Raw genomic sequence first — 15,296 nt, forward strand, 5'->3', positions numbered from 1 at the left:
CTCCGCCCGGGGTTGTCAAGCACTGCTGGTCGTGCGCCACCGCTGCGTCGGCGGGCGTCAGCGGCGAATATTCGAGAGCGAGAAAACGGATGCCGCGACGGCGTTCGCCACCGCCTCGAGCTCCTCCGCTGTAATGTCCGCCGAAAACGTGAATCGCACAGCCGTCTGCGCCAGCTCCGCCGGCAACCCCAGCGCGGTGAGTACGTGTGACGGCTCGCTGCGTCCGGCCGCGCACGCTGACCCGCTCGACGAAATGACTCCGCGCCGCTCGAGTTCGAGCAACACAGCCTCGCCGCTCGTTCCGGGAAAGCAGAACGAGGCGTGACCGGGGAGACGGCGGGAGGGATGCCCGGTCACGATCGCGCCCGGTACGAGCGCAGACACGCGCTCAAGGAACGACGTGCGAAGAATGGCGACGCGCGCCGTGGCATCCGCTCGCTCGCCTTCGGCCAGTTCAAGTGCCGTGGCGAACGCGACGGCGAAAGCGACGTTTTCGGTGCCGGAGCGGCGACCGCGTTCCTGCCCGCCGCCGTGGATCAGCGGCTCGATGGGGAGCCGTCCGCGGATGGCAGCGACGCCGATGCCCTTGGGTGCTCCAATCTTGTGGCCGGAAAGCGAGAGCGCATCGACGCCGAGCGTGGGAACCGAGAGGTCGAGCCAGCCCGCGGCCTGCACGGCATCACTGTGGAACGGGACACCGTGCTCCTGCGCGATCGCGGCGAGGGCCGGGATGTCCTGGATGGTGCCGATCTCGTTGTTGGCGTACATCACCGAGACGAGCGTGGTGTCGTCGCGGAGCACGCTCGCGAGCGCATCCGGCGTCACGGTGCCGTCGGCGGTCAGCGGAACGTACGACACCTCGAAGCCGTGCAGGCGGGTGAGGTACTCGACCGACTGCAGCACGGCCTCGTGTTCGATCGCTGTGGTGACGAGGTGCCTGCCGCGCGGTGCGCCAAGCGCGATGCCCTTGATCGCGAAGTTGTCGGCTTCGGTGCCACCCGACGTGAAGACGACCTCACTGGCACGCACGCCGAGCACGGCTGCCACGCGGGCCCGGGCGTCGGCGAGGGCGGAGGCCGCGCGCTCGCCGACGGTGTGCACGCTCGACGGGTTGCCAAATTCACCGGTCAGGTACGGCCACATTGCCTCGAGTGCCTCACGGCGCACCGGAGTGGTTGCGGCGTTATCGAGATACAGCATCGGGATCCGCCTCGAGCACGACATCGAGACCGAGGTCGAGTGAGCGCACGCTGTGGGTGAGCGCGCCCGAGGAGATCACGTCGACGCCGGTGTGCGCGATCTCGCCGACCGTGTCGAGAGTGACGTTTCCGGAGGCCTCAACGAGCGCCCGGCCGGCGATGAGGGCGACCCCGGCGCGCAGCTCGTCCAGGGTGAAGTTGTCGAGCATGATCGTGTCGACACCCGCGGCGAGCACCGGCTCGATTTGGTCGATGCGGTCGACCTCCACCTCGAGGTGCGTGGTGTGCGACAGCCGGGCACGCACGCTACGGAGCGCATCGGTGACCGAGATACCGCCGGCCGTGAGTACGGCCAGGTGGTTGTCCTTCGCCATCACGGCGTCGGAGAGTGAGAACCGGTGATTGAACCCGCCGCCCGAGCGCACGGCGTGACGCTCGAAGGCGCGAAGGCCGGGCGTGGTCTTGCGGGTGTCCACGATGCGCGCCTTCGTGCCGGCGAGCCGGTCAACGTAGCGGGCGGTCTGGGTGGCGATGCCCGACATGCGCTGCACAAAGTTGAGGCCAATGCGTTCGGCCTGCAGGACGCCGCGGGCCGGTCCGGAAACGGATGCCAGTGCATCACCCGGGGCGAACGTTTCGCCATCCGCGATTCGCAGGGTGACCGTGATGCTCGGGTCGGTGAGCCGGAAGGCGGCGGCAAACACGTCACCGCCGCTGAACACGCCGGCTTCCCGCGCCGTGAGGGTCGCGGTCGCCACCGCGGTCGCGGGAATCAGGGTCTCGCTTGTGAGGTCACCCCAGGGGGCGTCTTCCTCGAGTGCAGCCGAGACGACGCGGTCGATGTGGTTCGAAGTCAGCATGCGGGAGATACCTCTCGGGGACGGTGTACCGACGCGGGGTCGGTGAGATAGATCGGGCCGGCCAGTGTCGGCTCAGTGGCGGGGAAGTCAGTGCGGGTGTGTGCGCCACGCGATTCGGTGCGCGCGAGCGCGGCCGCGACGAGCGCGCAGCCGAGCGCGAGCAGGTTGCGGTCTTCAAGCTCTCGCTCGCTGGTGGCGGGCAGGTCGAAGGCGCTCCACGCCGCGAGAACGCCAGTCGCGTCGAGGAGCGCGTCGGCCGAGCGGTGCAGCCCGGCGCTCGACCACAGCAGGCGCTGAAGGGCGTCGCGGGAGAACGGTGGAATATCGCTCGTGAATCCCCGCTCGATCGGACCGAGCGCCGACGCGGGGCGCACTCCGTCGAACCGGGCTGCGTGAGTGAGGTCGCCCGAGAGGGCCCGTGCGGCGCGATGCCCGAACACGGCGCCCTCGAGCAGTGAGTTTGAGGCGAGGCGATTGGCGCCGTGCACCCCGGTGCGAGCCACCTCGCCGAGGGCGAAGAGCCCGGCAATCGACGTGCGACCGTCGAGGTCGGTGGCGATCCCGCCCATCCAGTAGTGGGCGGCCGGTGCGACGGGAACTCCGACACGCGACCAGTCGATGCCTGCCGCACGGACGGCCGCGTCGATGCTCGGAAAGCGCGTGGCCAGGAACGAGGCGCCGAGGGCGGTGGCGTCGAGGGTGACCGGCCGCCCGCCTTGCGCGGCCATGGCTGCCGCGATGCCCCGGGCGACGACGTCGCGGGGTGCGAGTTCTGCGTCGGGGTGCACGTCGACCATGAACCGGTGCCCGGTTTCATCGCGCAGCATGGCACCCTCACCGCGCACGGCCTCGGAGATGAGGAAGTTGCCGGCGGTAACCAGGGCGGTGGGGTGGAACTGGTAGAACTCGAGGTCTGCCATCACCGCACCGGCCCGCACTGCAGCAGCAGCCCCGTCGCCGGTGGCGGCCGGTGGGTTGGTGGTGAACGGGAAGAGTTGGCCGGCCCCGCCGGTCGCGAGGAGAACGGCATCGGCGTCGAGTCGGAACGGCACGGCGTCCGGTCCCTGCAACTCGGCACCGGCTACCCGGCCGTCGGTGAGCACCAGGTCGCGGAGGAAGGTGCCCTCGAGCACCGTCACGTTGCTCGCGCGGAGGCGTTCGACGAGCGCAGCCTCGATCACGGCCCCCGTCGCGTCACCGCCGGCGTGCAGCACCCGGGGGTAGGAGTGCGCGGCCTCGCGTCCCCGGGAGAAGTCGGTGCCGTCGCGGTCGAAGGCGACGCCGAGCTCGACCAGTTCGCGAATCCGCAGCGGTCCTTCCGCACAGAGCACCCGAACGGCGTCGACGTCGCAGAGGCCAGCACCGGCCACGAGCGTGTCGGCGACGTGGGCGTCAACGCTGTCGTCGTCAAACATCACCCCGGCGATACCGCCCTGGGCGAACCGGGTGTTGCTCATGCCGAGTGCACCCTTGGTGATCAACGTGACGGCGGAGCTGGCGCTCGCCGTGAGCGCTGCCGTGAGGCCGGCAATTCCCGACCCGACGACAAGAACCCGAGGCATGGTCAGGCTCCGGTGGAAATTGGAGGCTTGGCCGCAAGCATCCGCTCCAGGGCAAGGCGCGCCGGTTCGGCCACGTCGTCCGAGACCGTGATTTGGTTGAGCACGACCCCGTCGAGGAGAGAGTCGAGCACCCAGGCCAGGTAGCCCGGGTGGATTCGGTACATGGTCGAGCACGGGCAAATCACCGGGTCGAGGCAGAAGATGGTGTGCTCGGGGTGTTCGGCTGCGAGCCGCTGCACGAGGTTGATCTCGGTACCGATGGCGAAGGTGGTGCCGGCCGGCGCCGCCTCGATCGCCTTCCGGATGTAGTCGGTCGAGCCGTACTCGTCGGCCGCGTCGACGACGGGCATCGGGCACTCCGGGTGCACGATCACTCGAACACCGGGGTGCTCGACGCGGGCCTTCTCGATCTGGTCGACGGTGAACCTGCGGTGCACCGAGCAGAAGCCGTGCCAGAGGATGACCTGTGACGACTCCAGCGCGAGCGCGTCGTTTCCGCCAAACGGCTTGTTCGGGTTCCACATCGGCATTTGCTCGAGCGGCACACCCATGGCTTTCGCGGTGTTCCGGCCGAGGTGCTGGTCAGGGAAGAACAGCACACGCTGCCCACGCTCGAATGCCCACGCCAATACGGTTTCCGCGTTCGATGATGTGCAGACGATGCCGCCGTTACGGCCGCAGAATCCCTTGAGCGCAGCCGAGGAGTTCATGTAGGTGACGGGAATCACCGGAACGCGCCCCGTGGCATCCGGTTCCGTTCCGAACAGTTCGGTCAGTTGTTCCCAGCACTCCTCGACCTGGTCGATGTTGGCCATGTCGGCCATCGAGCATCCGGCCGCGAGGTTCGGCAGAATGACCGCCTGCTCGGGGGTCGAGAGCAGATCGGCGGTCTCAGCCATGAAGTGCACCCCGCAAAAGACGATGGCTTCGGCATCGGTTCGAGCTCTCGCGGCGGTGGCGAGCTGGAACGAGTCGCCCACATAGTCGGCATATGCGACAACTTCGTTGCGCTGGTAGAAGTGCCCGAGGATGACGAGTTTGTCGCCCAACGTTTTCTTTGCAGAGCGGATGCGACGGTCTAACTCGTCGCTCGACGCCTCGCGATAGAAGGCGGGCAGTTCCCCCTGGCGCGGGGAGCCGACCGGAATAAGATCACCCATCGATGATCCGGGGCCGTAGCTCGGTGGGCGGGAGTCGAATACCCAGGGCTTGGCTACGAGGTCGGGGCTGCAAGCGGCGCCGGGGGCGGAGCCGGACGCGATCTCGATGAGAGTGGTGTCGACGGAGGCGGTGAGGGTCATGATCATCCTTGAGTGCGGCCGGGGAGCGGGCGGGCGCCGAGGGGGCCGCTCGTCGTGTCGGGAGCCGCTGTGTTGTATCGATAGAGACGGGCGGGGCGATGACGTCCCCCGGTTCGCAGCTGTTCGGTTGGAACAACCTGGCCGGAGCTCTCGACCTGGCGCCGGAAGTTGGCGGGGTCGAGGGGTTTCTGCAGCACAGCCTCGTGGACTTCGCGCAGTTCGGAAAGGGTGAAGGTGTCGCCGAGGAAGGCGGAGGCGATGTGGCTGTACTCGAGCTTGTTGCGGAGCCGCCACAGGGCGTAGTCGACGATGACATTGTGGTCGAACGCCAGCTCAGGAACAGAGTCGGCCTCGAACCAGCGCACGTTCTCGGTCTCGACTGCGACGTCGGCCTCGTCAGACCGCACCAGTGCCCAGTAGACGATGGAGACGACGCGCTCGCCGGGGGAGCGGTCTGTGTTACCGAACGCGTAGAGCTGCTCGAGGTACTGCGGGGTGAGGAGCGTGGTTTCGGCCAGGGTGCGCGCGGCCGATTCTGCCAGGTCTTCGTTCGGGCCGAGGGGCCCGCCGGGAAGCGCCCACCTGCCGTCGAACGGTTCACGGATGCGGCGGACGAGGGGGAGCCAGACGGTCATCCGGTCGTCGGCTGGTGACCGACGCAGCGCGAAGATCACCGTGGAGACGGCGACCTCGACGGCAGCGGCTGCGGTCATGTCGGCCTCCGTTCAGATCCAGTTAAAGTCACCGTGACCATAACTAATCTCATCTTAGTGTCAGAGTGACCAGAACTGCGAGAAAAACTTTCCGCATGTCGCCGGCAGCCGAGCGCTGTCAGCGTCGCTCACTGTAGGCTGAAGCAAAACCAAATATCGGGCCGCGCACGCGATGCGGGAGAGCCGGGTTCGCCCCGGCACCGAAGGAGCAAGCCTCCCTGCCAATCTCTCAGGTTTATGTACCGCATCGAACTGGCCACTCTGGAAAGTGAACGTCCGCGTTCCGCCGACGGTGAAAGCCGCCTCCCGACATCGTCGGGTGGCGCGTGAAACTCTCAGGCTCATGACAGAGGGGGAGTTCCTCAGGCACCTCGAGTGCCGCGACCGCTTTTGCGACCGTCGCCGACGTGCGACACCTGGAGAACTCGTGTCAGATCCCGTACCAGAACGCACCAGCCCGCTACACGCGGTGCACACCGAGCTTTCAGCGAGCTTCACCGACTTTGCCGGGTGGCAAATGCCGGTGCGCTACACGAGCGACCTCGCCGAACACGCTGCCGTTCGTTCGGCTGCCGGTATTTTCGACCTGTCTCACATGGCGGAGATCCTCGTCTACGGAACACAGGCCGGGGAATTCCTCGATTTCGCGCTCGCCGGGCGACTCTCGGCGATCGATGTGCTGCAGGCGAAGTACAGCCTGCTGCTCACCGAGGGCGGCGGCATGCTCGACGACGTCGTGGTCTACCGGCTGGGCGAGACGACCTTCCTCGTGGTCGCCAACGCAGGCAACCGGGAGGCCGCGTGTGAGGCCCTGCAGAGCCGGGCGGCGACCTTCGACGTGACCGTCGACGACCAGAGCGACGACTACGCGCTCATCGCCGTGCAGGGCCCGCGCTCCCGCGCCATCCTCGAAGCGACGACGGGCATCAGCGAGCTCAGCGTCCCGCTCGACGAACTCAAGTACTACCGTGCCGCCGATGCCTTCTTCAACGGTGTCCCCATGGTCGTCGCGCGCACCGGATACACCGGTGAAGACGGATTCGAGCTCTACCTGCGCACCGACGCCGCCGTGCCACTGTGGCGCGCCCTGTCGGAAGCCGGAGAGGCGCACGGGCTCGTCCCCGCCGGGCTCGCCAGCCGCGATACCCTGCGCCTCGAAGCCGGCATGCCGCTCTACGGCCACGAGCTCAGCACCGAGACCTTCCCGGTTCAGGCAGGACTCGGCCGGGTCGTCGCGCTCACCAAGGAGGGCGACTTCGTCGGGCGTTCCGCCGTCGAAGCGGGGCCAGCCGCTGATGCCCGCGTTCTCGTTGGCCTGGTGTCAGAAGGCCGCCGTGCCGGCCGGGCCGGGTACGCGCTTGTCTCGGGCGACACCGAGGTTGGGATCGTGACGAGCGGTGCGCTGTCACCGACGCTCGGGCATCCGATCATGATGGCCTACGTCGACCCCGCCCTCTCAGAAGTCGGCACCGAACTCGCCGTCGATGTGCGAGGCACCAGAATTCCCGCAACCGTCACCACACTGCCGTTCTACCGGAGAGAGAAGTAAGCCATGTCGGACAAGACCACCCTCAAGTACACCCCCGAGCACGAGTGGCTCGACATCGACGGTGACGTCGCGACCGTCGGTATCACCGACTATGCCGCTGAGAAGCTCGGCGACGTCGTCTTCGTTGAGCTCCCCGCCGTGGACAGCGACCTGGCGTCCGGAACTGTCGTCGGTGAGATCGAGTCGACGAAATCGGTCGGCGAGCTCTTCGCACCGGTCAACGGATCGGTGGCCGAGGCCAACTCCGCCGTGGTCGACGACCCCTCGCTCGTCAACAGTGACCCGTTCGGCGACGGCTGGCTCATCAAGGTGCGGTTCACCGAACTGCCCGAGAACCTGCTCAGCTGGGACGAGTACTCCGCACTGGTCGGCGAGTAATGCCGGAGCTGTTTTCAGAACGCCACATCGGAACGGATGCCTCGGCGCACGCCAGCATGCTGGCTGCGGTCGGCTACGACTCGGTCGACGCGCTCGTTGAAGCCGCTGTCCCCGAGTCCATCCACGTCCAGGAACTGCTGAACTCCTCCATCCCGGCAGCGGCCAGCGAGCGGGAAGCCCTCGCCGAACTGCGCGAGCTCGCCAACCAGAACACCGTGCGCACCTCAATGATCGGGCTCGGCTACTACGGCACCCTCACGCCAGCCGTGATCAAGCGCAACGTGCTCGAGAACCCGTCCTGGTACACCGCGTACACGCCGTACCAGCCGGAAATCTCCCAGGGCCGGCTCGAAGCGCTGATCAACTTCCAAACCATGGTCACCGACCTCACCGGTCTCGACACCGCCAACGCGTCGATGCTCGACGAGGGCACGGCCGTCGTCGAGGGTATGCTGCTCGCCCGTCGGGCATCGAAGCTCACCACGAACGTTTTTGTGGTCGATGCTGATGCGTTCCCGCAGACCAAGGCGCTGCTGGCGAGCCGGGCAGAAGCCGTTGGCATCGATCTCGTTGAGGTCGACCTCGCCGGTGGCGCCGCGCTGCCCGAGGACGCGTTTGGTGTCTTCGTGCAGTACCCGGGAGCGAGCGGACGAGTGTGGAATCCGGCATCCGTTCTCGCAGCGGTGAAAGACCAGGGCGGGCTCGCCGTTGTCGCGGCCGACCTGCTCGCGCTCGCCCTGCTGACCTCGCCGGGTGAACTCGGTGCAGACATCGCGGTGGGCACGAGCCAGCGCCTCGGTGTTCCGATGGGCTTCGGCGGACCGCACGCCGGCTACATGGCGGTGCGCAAGGGACTCGAGCGCCAGCTGCCTGGCCGACTCGTTGGAGTGAGCCAGGACGCCGCCGGGCACCCCGCCTACCGGCTCACCCTGCAGACCCGCGAACAGCACATTCGCCGTGAGAAAGCCACGTCAAACATCTGCACCGCCCAGGTGCTCCTCGCGGTGATGGCATCGATGTACGCCGTGTACCACGGCCCTGCTGGCATCCGCCGGATCGCTGCCGAGACCGCGGCACGCGCGGACGCGCTCGCCGCTGTGCTCACTGGATACGGACTCACGCTCGTGAGCGAGTCGTTCTTCGACACGATCCGGGTCCACGTTCCTGGCGAAGCCTCGACCGTTGTGGAGCGCGCCCGCGAGCTCGGCATCAACCTGCACCTCGTCGACGACGCAACGGTCGGTATCTCCGTCGACGAGACCACCACCGAGGCCGAACTCCGCGCCGTCGTCGTGGCGTTCGGGTTCTCGGCCGACGAGTCCTTCGCCGGGCTCGGCTCCGAGTCGACGCGGCTGCCCGAGGACCTCGTTCGCTCGAGTGAGTACCTCACGCACCCGGTGTTCAACACCCACCACTCCGAGACCGCCATGATGCGGTACCTCAAGCAGCTCGCCGATCGCGACTATGCGCTCGACCGCGGCATGATCCCGCTCGGCTCGTGCACGATGAAGCTCAACGCGGCCACCGAGATGGAAGCCATCACCTGGCCCGAGTTCGCGAGCCTGCACCCGTACGCTCCCGAAGCCGACGTGCTCGGCTACCTGGGACTGATCGAACAGCTCGAGAGCTGGCTCGCCGAGGTCACCGGATACGATTCCGTCTCGCTCCAGCCCAACGCCGGCAGCCAGGGCGAACTCGCGGGGCTCCTCGCGATTCGCGGCTACCACCGGTCAAACGGCGATCTGAACCGCACCATCTGCCTCATTCCATCCAGCGCGCACGGCACCAACGCGGCATCCGCTGTGCTTGCCGGTATGAAGGTTGTCGTCGTCGCGTGCGATGACATGGGTAACGTCGACCTCGACGACCTGCGCGCGAAGATCGAGCAGCACGCCGAGAACCTGGCCGCGCTCATGATCACCTACCCGTCGACCCACGGCGTGTACGAGCACGAGGTGACCGCCATCACGCAGGCCGTTCACGACGCGGGCGGACAGGTCTACGTCGACGGAGCGAACCTCAACGCGCTGCTCGGCTACGCCCGGTTCGGTGACTTCGGTGGCGACGTCTCGCACCTCAACCTGCACAAGACGTTCTGCATCCCACACGGTGGGGGAGGCCCCGGCGTCGGACCTGTTGCAGCAAAGGCGCACCTCGCGCCGTTCCTGCCCGGTCACCCGATGGCGCAGCGCGACGACCACGGCGCATTCACGCACGCCGGCGGCCCGGTTTCGGCGGCACCATACGGCAGCCCGAGCATCCTGCCGATTTCCTGGGCATACGTACGCATGATGGGTGCGGAAGGGCTCAAGCAGGCCACCGGCGCCGCGGTCCTCGCCGCGAACTACATCGCCGTTCGGCTGCGTGAGCACTTCCCGGTGCTCTACACCGGCGACAACGGACTGGTCGCACACGAGTGCATCCTCGACCTGCGTCCGCTCAAGGAAGCAACCGGTGTCACTGTCGATGACGTCGCCAAGCGGCTCATCGACTACGGTTTCCACGCGCCGACGATGTCGTTCCCGGTCGCAGGCACCCTCATGGTCGAACCGACCGAGAGTGAAGACCTCACCGAGATCGATCGCTTCATTGATGCGATGATCGCGATTAAAGCCGAAGCGGATGCCGTCGGTGCCGGCACGTGGCCAGCCAACGATAACCCGTTGGTGCACGCACCCCACACCGCACAGTCGGTCATTGAGGGCGACTGGGACCACGCGTACACCCGTGCCGAGGCCGTCTACCCGGTGAGGTCGCTCATCCGCGGCAAGTACTGGCCGCCGGTGCGCCGTGTCGACAACGCGTTCGGTGACCGCAACCTGGTCTGCGCCTGCCCGCCGCCGGAGGCGTTCGCCGACTAGGCACCGCGCTGGCGCACGGATAACGGCCCGAGGTAAGGACGAAGTTTGACACGTCATCCATACCTCGGGCCGATTGCCGTATCTCGGGCGGTTTACTCTCTTCCACAGAGGCACCGGGGCGCGAGCGTGAGGCTTAGTGCGAGGAGGCTTTCTCCGCACCGTGACCGGTGAGGGAGCGCACCTCCATCTCGGCGGCGATACGCGGATCTTCCTTCACGCTTGAGGTGATCGTGCCGAGCCAGCCCAGCAGGAAGCCGAGCGGGATGGAGACGATGCCCGGGTTGTTGAGCGGGAACCAGGAGAAGTCCACGTCCTTGAACATTGACGTCTCCGCACCGGAAATGACCGGCGAGAAGATGATCAGGATCAGCGCCGATGCCAGCCCACCGTACATGCTCCAGAGCGCACCACGGGTGGTGAACTTGCGCCAGAACAGCGAGTACAGGATGGTCGGCAGGTTGGCGCTGGCCGCAATGGCGAAGGCCAGTGCGACGAGGAAGGCAATGTTCTGCCCCTGCACGCCGATGCCGCCGATGATGGCGAGGAGTCCGATCACCACAACGGTGATGCGGGCGACCTTGACCTCGCCGTTCGGCGGGACCGCACCCTTCTTGATCACGTTGGCGTAGACATCGTGAGCGAATGACGTCGCGGCTGTGATGGTGAGCCCGGCGACGACCGCCAGGATCGTCGCGAACGCCACCGCCGAGATGATGCCGAGCAGGATGGAACCACCCAGCTCGAACGCCAGCAGCGGAGCGGCGGAGTTCACTCCACCCGGCGCGGCCAGGATGGTGTCCTTGCCGACCAGGTACGCCGCGCCGTAGCCGAGCACGAGTGTGAACAGGTAGAACAGGCCGATCAGCCAGATCGCCCAGACCACGCTGCGACGTGCTTCCTTCGCGGTCGGCACCGTGTAGAAGCGCATGAGCACGTGGGGGAGACCCGCCGTCCCGAGAACGAGCGCGAGTGCGAGCGAGATGAAGTCCAACCGTGACGTGCCCGTGACGCCATACTGCGCACCAGGGTTGAGGATGCCTTCACCGGCCACCGAGACGGCGTTACCGAGCAGCGCCGAGAGGTTGAAGCCGTTGAGCGCGAGAACCCAGACCGTCATTACTCCGGCGCCGGCGATCAGCAACACAGCCTTGATGATTTGCACCCAGGTCGTGCCCTTCATGCCACCGATGAGGACGTAGGCGATCATGATCACGCCGACAACGGCGATGACGACCGACTGTCCAACCCGATCGTTGACCCCGAGGAGCAGTGACACCAGCCCACCGGCGCCGGCCATTTGGGCCAGCAGATAGAAGAAGCACACAGCGAGCGTCGCGGTCGCAGCCGCAAGGCGAACGGGGCGTTCCTTCAGGCGGAAGGAGAGAACATCCGCCATCGTGAATTTTCCGGTATTGCGAAGCAGTTCCGCGACCAGAAGGAGTGCGACGAGCCAGGCCACGAGGAAGCCGATGGAGTAGAGGAATCCGTCGTACCCATTGACCGCGATGGCGCCGCAAATGCCGAGGAACGATGCCGCCGAGAGGTAGTCACCCGCGATGGCTGTGCCGTTCTGGCCACCATTAAAGGATCGACCCGCCGCGTAGAAGTCGTTCGCTGTCTTGTTTGAGCGTGAGGCCCTCAACACGATGATGAGGGTCACGACGACAAACGCCGCGAAGATGGAAATGTTCAGAATCGGGTCGCCAACAGTCATGCTCGCTCAGCCTCCTCGAGCTCGTTGCGGAACTTCTCGGCCGCCGGGTCAAGCTTCCGGTTGGCGAATGAGACGTACCAAGTGGTGATCGCGAAAGTTGTGACGAACTGGCTCAGGCCCAGGATCAGACCGATGTTGATGTTGCCGATGACCTTGGTTGACATGAAGTCGTGCGCGTAGTCGGCGAGCAGCACGTATGCGAAGTACCAGAGCAGGAACGCAACGGCGAGCGGGAAGACGAAACTTCGGTGCCGACGTTTGTGGGCGATGAAGTCGGGGGATTGTTCGATGGCTATGTAATCGATCGCCGAGCCTGGGGTGTGGGTACCCGTGTCGTCGTGTGGCATGGTCCTCCTCAAGTTCGCGCAACGTTGCGCGGCGCACCACCCTGTGCGCTCCGGCAACCATAATCGTTTGTTGCTTCAGCAAACAAGGGCTTGTGCGTCTTACTGAGGCACCTTGAAAAAGTCGGGGAACAGGGCGACTGCGAGCGGATAGCCAACGAACGAGACCACGTCGAGCAGTAAGTGGGCGACAACGAGCGGCATGACACGGCCCCATCGTCGGTAGCACCAGCCGAACACGATGCCCATCACGACGTTGCCCACGAACGGTCCAATGCCTTGGTACAGGTGATAACTGCCACGAAGAACCGCAGCCGAGAAGATGATCGTCCAGTCGGACCAGCCGCGCTCGCGCAAGCGGGTGAACAGGTAGCCGATGACGATGACCTCTTCGACGAGGGCAGCGCGGAGCGCCGAGAGAACCAAAATCGGGGCGGTCCACCAGTAGCCGTCGAGCGGTGAGACATCCAGCGGCACCGTAATGCCGAGTGCTTTGCCGACGAGGTACAGGGCGATGCCCGGAATGCCGATCGCGAGGAACAGGGCGGCCCCACGGCCCGCATCCCGACCGGGCTGCGCGAATGTGAGCCCGATACGCGCTGGTCCGCTCATCCGAGCGGTCCAGAGCAAGTAGAGCGCCAAGGCGACAACGAAAAGTTCAAAGAAGATGCCGAGAAATTGATACGTGAAGTCGAGCCATTCGCGCGTATTGCGAGACGGATTGAGACTCGCGCTCTGCTCCGAAAGGGGCACGCCCGCTGTGAGCCTGGCGATCAGTGACACGACGGAATAGACGGCGGAGGCGCCAACCGAGAGCCCGAGAACGATGGTGATCTCCCACCACGCGCGTGCCCGTGAATTGTGAATCATTGCGCCCCTTCGCTATCTCCGTGGTCATCCTCGCCCGAGATTTGCGTATGCACTCGATCATGTGCAGAAATCGTGCGAATTACACAAGAATCTGCAAGTTACGTTTCCAGTAAGTAACGATTCACCCGAGAAATTTGCAGATGGGCCTAAGCCTACTTATGGTTCTTTGTATCCAGCACCGCAGTCGGGGCACAATTCTGTCTGCCGTGCGAACTTGCACAGGAGGAAAATTGAAAAGATCACGCGTAGGCCTTGGGGCCGTCGCGCTGTTGTCTGCCGGCGCACTTGCGCTGACCGGCTGCAGCAACAGCGGTGGTTCCGGCGAGAAGTCGTCGGGTGCCAACACTGACGCCATCATCACAACCAACGGCAGCGAGCCGCAGATGTCTCTGCTTCCCGCGAACACCACCGAGACCGGTGGCGGAAAGATCATGACGTCGATCTTCGCCGGACTTACTTCGTATGACGCTGACGGCGCCATTGAGAACGAAGTGGCCAAGTCGATCGAGTCTGATGACGCCACGAACTGGACCGTCACGCTCGAAGACGGCTGGAAGTTCACCAACGGTGAAGACGTCACGTCTGACTCGTTCGTCGACGCATGGAACTACGCCGCGCTGTACGACAACGCACAGGGCGGATCGTACTTCTTCGACAACATCGTCGGATTCAGCGACCTGCAGAACGCGGTCGACGACCCCAGCGGCGCGGTTGACGAAGAAGGCAACCCGCTGAAGGTCGGCGCTCCGCTCGCCGAAGAGATGTCCGGCCTCAAGGTCGTCGACGACAAGACGTTCACCGTCGAGCTCGCCAACGCAGAGGCTGACTGGCCGCTCCGCCTCGGATACACGGCATTCATGCCGCTGCCGAGCGTTGCGTTCGAGGACATGGAAGCTTTCGGTGAAAGCCCGATCGGCAACGGCCCGTACATGCTCGATGGTAAGGACGCCTGGGTTCACGAGGAAAAGATCAACCTCGTCACTAACCCGGACTACGACGGCGTTCGCAAGCCCGTCAACGGCGGCCTCGAGATCATCTTCTACGCAACGCAGGACGCCGCATACGCCGACGTTCTCGGTGGAAACCTCGACGTTCTCGACGCCATCCCGGACTCCGCATTTGAGACCTACGAGAGCGACTTCGGCGACCGTGCGGTCAACCAGCCGGCCGCGATCTTCCAGGGCTTCAACATGCCGTACTACCTCGAGCACTGGAGTGGCGAAGAGGGCAAGCTCCGTCGCGCGGCAATCTCCATGGCGATCAACCGTGAGGAGATCACTGACGTGATCTTCCAGGGCACTCGGACCCCGGCTACCGACTTCACCTCCCCGGTGATCGACGGCTGGACCGACAAGCTCGAAGGCGCAGAGGTTCTCGAGTACAACCCTGACGAAGCTAAGAAGCTGTGGGCTGAAGCAGACGCAATCGCCCCATACGGCGACACCGTCTTCGACATCGCATACAACTCCGACGGCGGCCACCAGGGCTGGGTCGACGCTGTTACCAACAGCATCGCCAACACGCTCGGCATCACCGCCCAGGGCAAGCCGTACCCGACGTTCGCTGCAGCGATCGACGACCGCGACAACGACAAGCTGACCGGTGGCACGCGCGCCGGATGGCAGGCCGACTACCCGTCGCTGTACAACTTCCTCGCTCCGCTGTACCAGACCGGTGCCGGATCGAACTACGAGGACTACTCGAGCGAAGAGTTCGACAACCTCCTCAAGGAAGGTGGCCAGGCGGAGACCGTTGAAGACGCAACGGCGAAGTACCAGGAAGCTCAGGAAGTCCTCCTCAAGGACCTCCCGGCCATCCCGCTGTGGTACTCCAACGTCACCGGCGTCTCGGCTGACACCGTTGACAACGTGGTGTTCGGTTGGGACTCGGTTCCGCTGTACTACCAGATCACCAAGGGCTAGGCTTTCCAGCCCAGACCGACCGA

At 65.4% G+C, this 15,296-nt stretch carries 12 protein-coding genes and 1 riboswitch; of the genes, 4 read left to right on the top strand and 8 right to left on the bottom strand.

The window, feature by feature from the left end; all coding sequences use genetic code 11:
* Window positions 1-57: 57 nt before the first annotated feature.
* From L1277_RS02245 to L1277_RS02265, 5 genes are read right to left on the bottom strand one after another with little or no spacing between them, the layout of a single operon-like run.
* Window positions 58-1,200 carry a cysteine desulfurase family protein gene (locus L1277_RS02245; RefSeq protein WP_253374720.1) on the bottom strand — a complete coding sequence of 381 codons (1,143 nt, stop codon included), beginning with the start codon at window positions 1,198-1,200 and terminating at the stop codon, window positions 58-60.
* Window positions 1,184-2,059: a carboxylating nicotinate-nucleotide diphosphorylase gene (nadC, locus tag L1277_RS02250; RefSeq protein WP_253374721.1), complete on the bottom strand. Its 876-nt coding sequence runs from the start codon at window positions 2,057-2,059 to the stop codon at window positions 1,184-1,186. Before nadC ends, L1277_RS02245 begins: the two co-directional genes overlap by 17 nt.
* A complete protein-coding gene (nadB, locus tag L1277_RS02255) occupies window positions 2,053-3,621 on the bottom strand; it encodes an L-aspartate oxidase (protein ID WP_253374722.1) in 1,569 nt (522 codons plus the stop codon). Before nadB ends, nadC begins: the two co-directional genes overlap by 7 nt.
* A 2-nt stretch (window positions 3,622-3,623) precedes the next feature.
* Window positions 3,624-4,922: a quinolinate synthase NadA gene (nadA, locus tag L1277_RS02260; protein WP_253374723.1), complete on the bottom strand. Its 1,299-nt coding sequence runs from the start codon at window positions 4,920-4,922 to the stop codon at window positions 3,624-3,626.
* Window positions 4,923-4,924: 2 nt separating this feature from the next.
* A complete protein-coding gene (locus L1277_RS02265; protein WP_253374724.1) occupies window positions 4,925-5,635 on the bottom strand; it encodes an NUDIX domain-containing protein in 711 nt (236 codons plus the stop codon).
* Window positions 5,636-5,800: 165 nt separating this feature from the next.
* Window positions 5,801-5,890, top strand: a riboswitch (glycine riboswitch).
* A 172-nt stretch (window positions 5,891-6,062) separates the two neighbouring features.
* Here L1277_RS02265 and gcvT point away from each other — a divergent pair.
* The 3 genes from gcvT to gcvP are packed head-to-tail and all read left to right on the top strand — an operon-like array spanning window position 6,063 to window position 10,423.
* Entirely contained in the window at window positions 6,063-7,184 is a 1,122-nt protein-coding gene (gene gcvT / locus L1277_RS02270) for a glycine cleavage system aminomethyltransferase GcvT (protein ID WP_253374725.1), read from the top strand.
* 3 nt (window positions 7,185-7,187) lie between these two features.
* The gene (gene gcvH / locus L1277_RS02275) at window positions 7,188-7,562 is read left to right on the top strand and encodes a glycine cleavage system protein GcvH (protein ID WP_253374726.1); all 375 of its coding nucleotides are present in this window, start codon (window positions 7,188-7,190) and stop codon (window positions 7,560-7,562) included.
* Window positions 7,562-10,423, top strand: coding sequence for an aminomethyl-transferring glycine dehydrogenase (gene gcvP / locus L1277_RS02280; RefSeq protein ID WP_253374727.1), 2,862 nt, complete (start codon window positions 7,562-7,564; stop codon window positions 10,421-10,423). The genes gcvH and gcvP overlap by 1 nt, the downstream gene beginning before the upstream one ends.
* 133 nt (window positions 10,424-10,556) lie before the next feature.
* On the opposite strand, the gene L1277_RS02285 is transcribed toward gcvP, so the two are convergent.
* The 3 genes from L1277_RS02285 to L1277_RS02295 form a co-directional block, all read right to left on the bottom strand.
* Window positions 10,557-12,137 carry a cation acetate symporter gene (locus L1277_RS02285; protein WP_253374728.1) on the bottom strand — a complete coding sequence of 527 codons (1,581 nt, stop codon included), beginning with the start codon at window positions 12,135-12,137 and terminating at the stop codon, window positions 10,557-10,559.
* A complete protein-coding gene (locus L1277_RS02290) occupies window positions 12,134-12,484 on the bottom strand; it encodes a DUF485 domain-containing protein (RefSeq protein ID WP_253374729.1) in 351 nt (116 codons plus the stop codon). The genes L1277_RS02285 and L1277_RS02290 overlap by 4 nt, the downstream gene beginning before the upstream one ends.
* Window positions 12,485-12,583: 99 nt before the next feature.
* Window positions 12,584-13,351: a CPBP family intramembrane glutamic endopeptidase gene (locus L1277_RS02295; RefSeq protein WP_253374730.1), complete on the bottom strand. Its 768-nt coding sequence runs from the start codon at window positions 13,349-13,351 to the stop codon at window positions 12,584-12,586.
* A 230-nt stretch (window positions 13,352-13,581) separates the two neighbouring features.
* Between L1277_RS02295 and L1277_RS02300 the strand changes: the two genes are divergently transcribed.
* Window positions 13,582-15,273, top strand: coding sequence for an ABC transporter substrate-binding protein (locus tag L1277_RS02300; protein ID WP_253374731.1), 1,692 nt, complete (start codon window positions 13,582-13,584; stop codon window positions 15,271-15,273).
* Window positions 15,274-15,296: the final 23 nt, after the last annotated feature.

This window comes from Okibacterium sp. HSC-33S16 (genome assembly GCF_024171565.1).
GTDB lineage: Bacteria > Actinomycetota > Actinomycetes > Actinomycetales > Microbacteriaceae > Mycetocola_A.

Excerpts from the sequence above, each read along its gene's own strand:
- L1277_RS02245 (WP_253374720.1), bottom strand. The coding sequence starts at position 1,200 with ATGCTGTATCTCGATAACGCCGCAACCACTCCGGTGCGCCGTGAGGCA.
- nadC (WP_253374721.1), bottom strand. The coding sequence starts at position 2,059 with ATGCTGACTTCGAACCACATCGACCGCGTCGTCTCGGCTGCACTCGAG.
- nadB (WP_253374722.1), bottom strand. The coding sequence starts at position 3,621 with ATGCCTCGGGTTCTTGTCGTCGGGTCGGGAATTGCCGGCCTCACGGCA.
- nadA (WP_253374723.1), bottom strand. The coding sequence starts at position 4,922 with ATGACCCTCACCGCCTCCGTCGACACCACTCTCATCGAGATCGCGTCC.
- L1277_RS02265 (WP_253374724.1), bottom strand. The coding sequence starts at position 5,635 with ATGACCGCAGCCGCTGCCGTCGAGGTCGCCGTCTCCACGGTGATCTTC.
- gcvH (WP_253374726.1), top strand. The coding sequence starts at position 7,188 with ATGTCGGACAAGACCACCCTCAAGTACACCCCCGAGCACGAGTGGCTC.
- gcvP (WP_253374727.1), top strand. The coding sequence starts at position 7,562 with ATGCCGGAGCTGTTTTCAGAACGCCACATCGGAACGGATGCCTCGGCG.
- L1277_RS02285 (WP_253374728.1), bottom strand. The coding sequence starts at position 12,137 with ATGACTGTTGGCGACCCGATTCTGAACATTTCCATCTTCGCGGCGTTT.
- L1277_RS02290 (WP_253374729.1), bottom strand. The coding sequence starts at position 12,484 with ATGCCACACGACGACACGGGTACCCACACCCCAGGCTCGGCGATCGAT.
- L1277_RS02295 (WP_253374730.1), bottom strand. The coding sequence starts at position 13,351 with ATGATTCACAATTCACGGGCACGCGCGTGGTGGGAGATCACCATCGTT.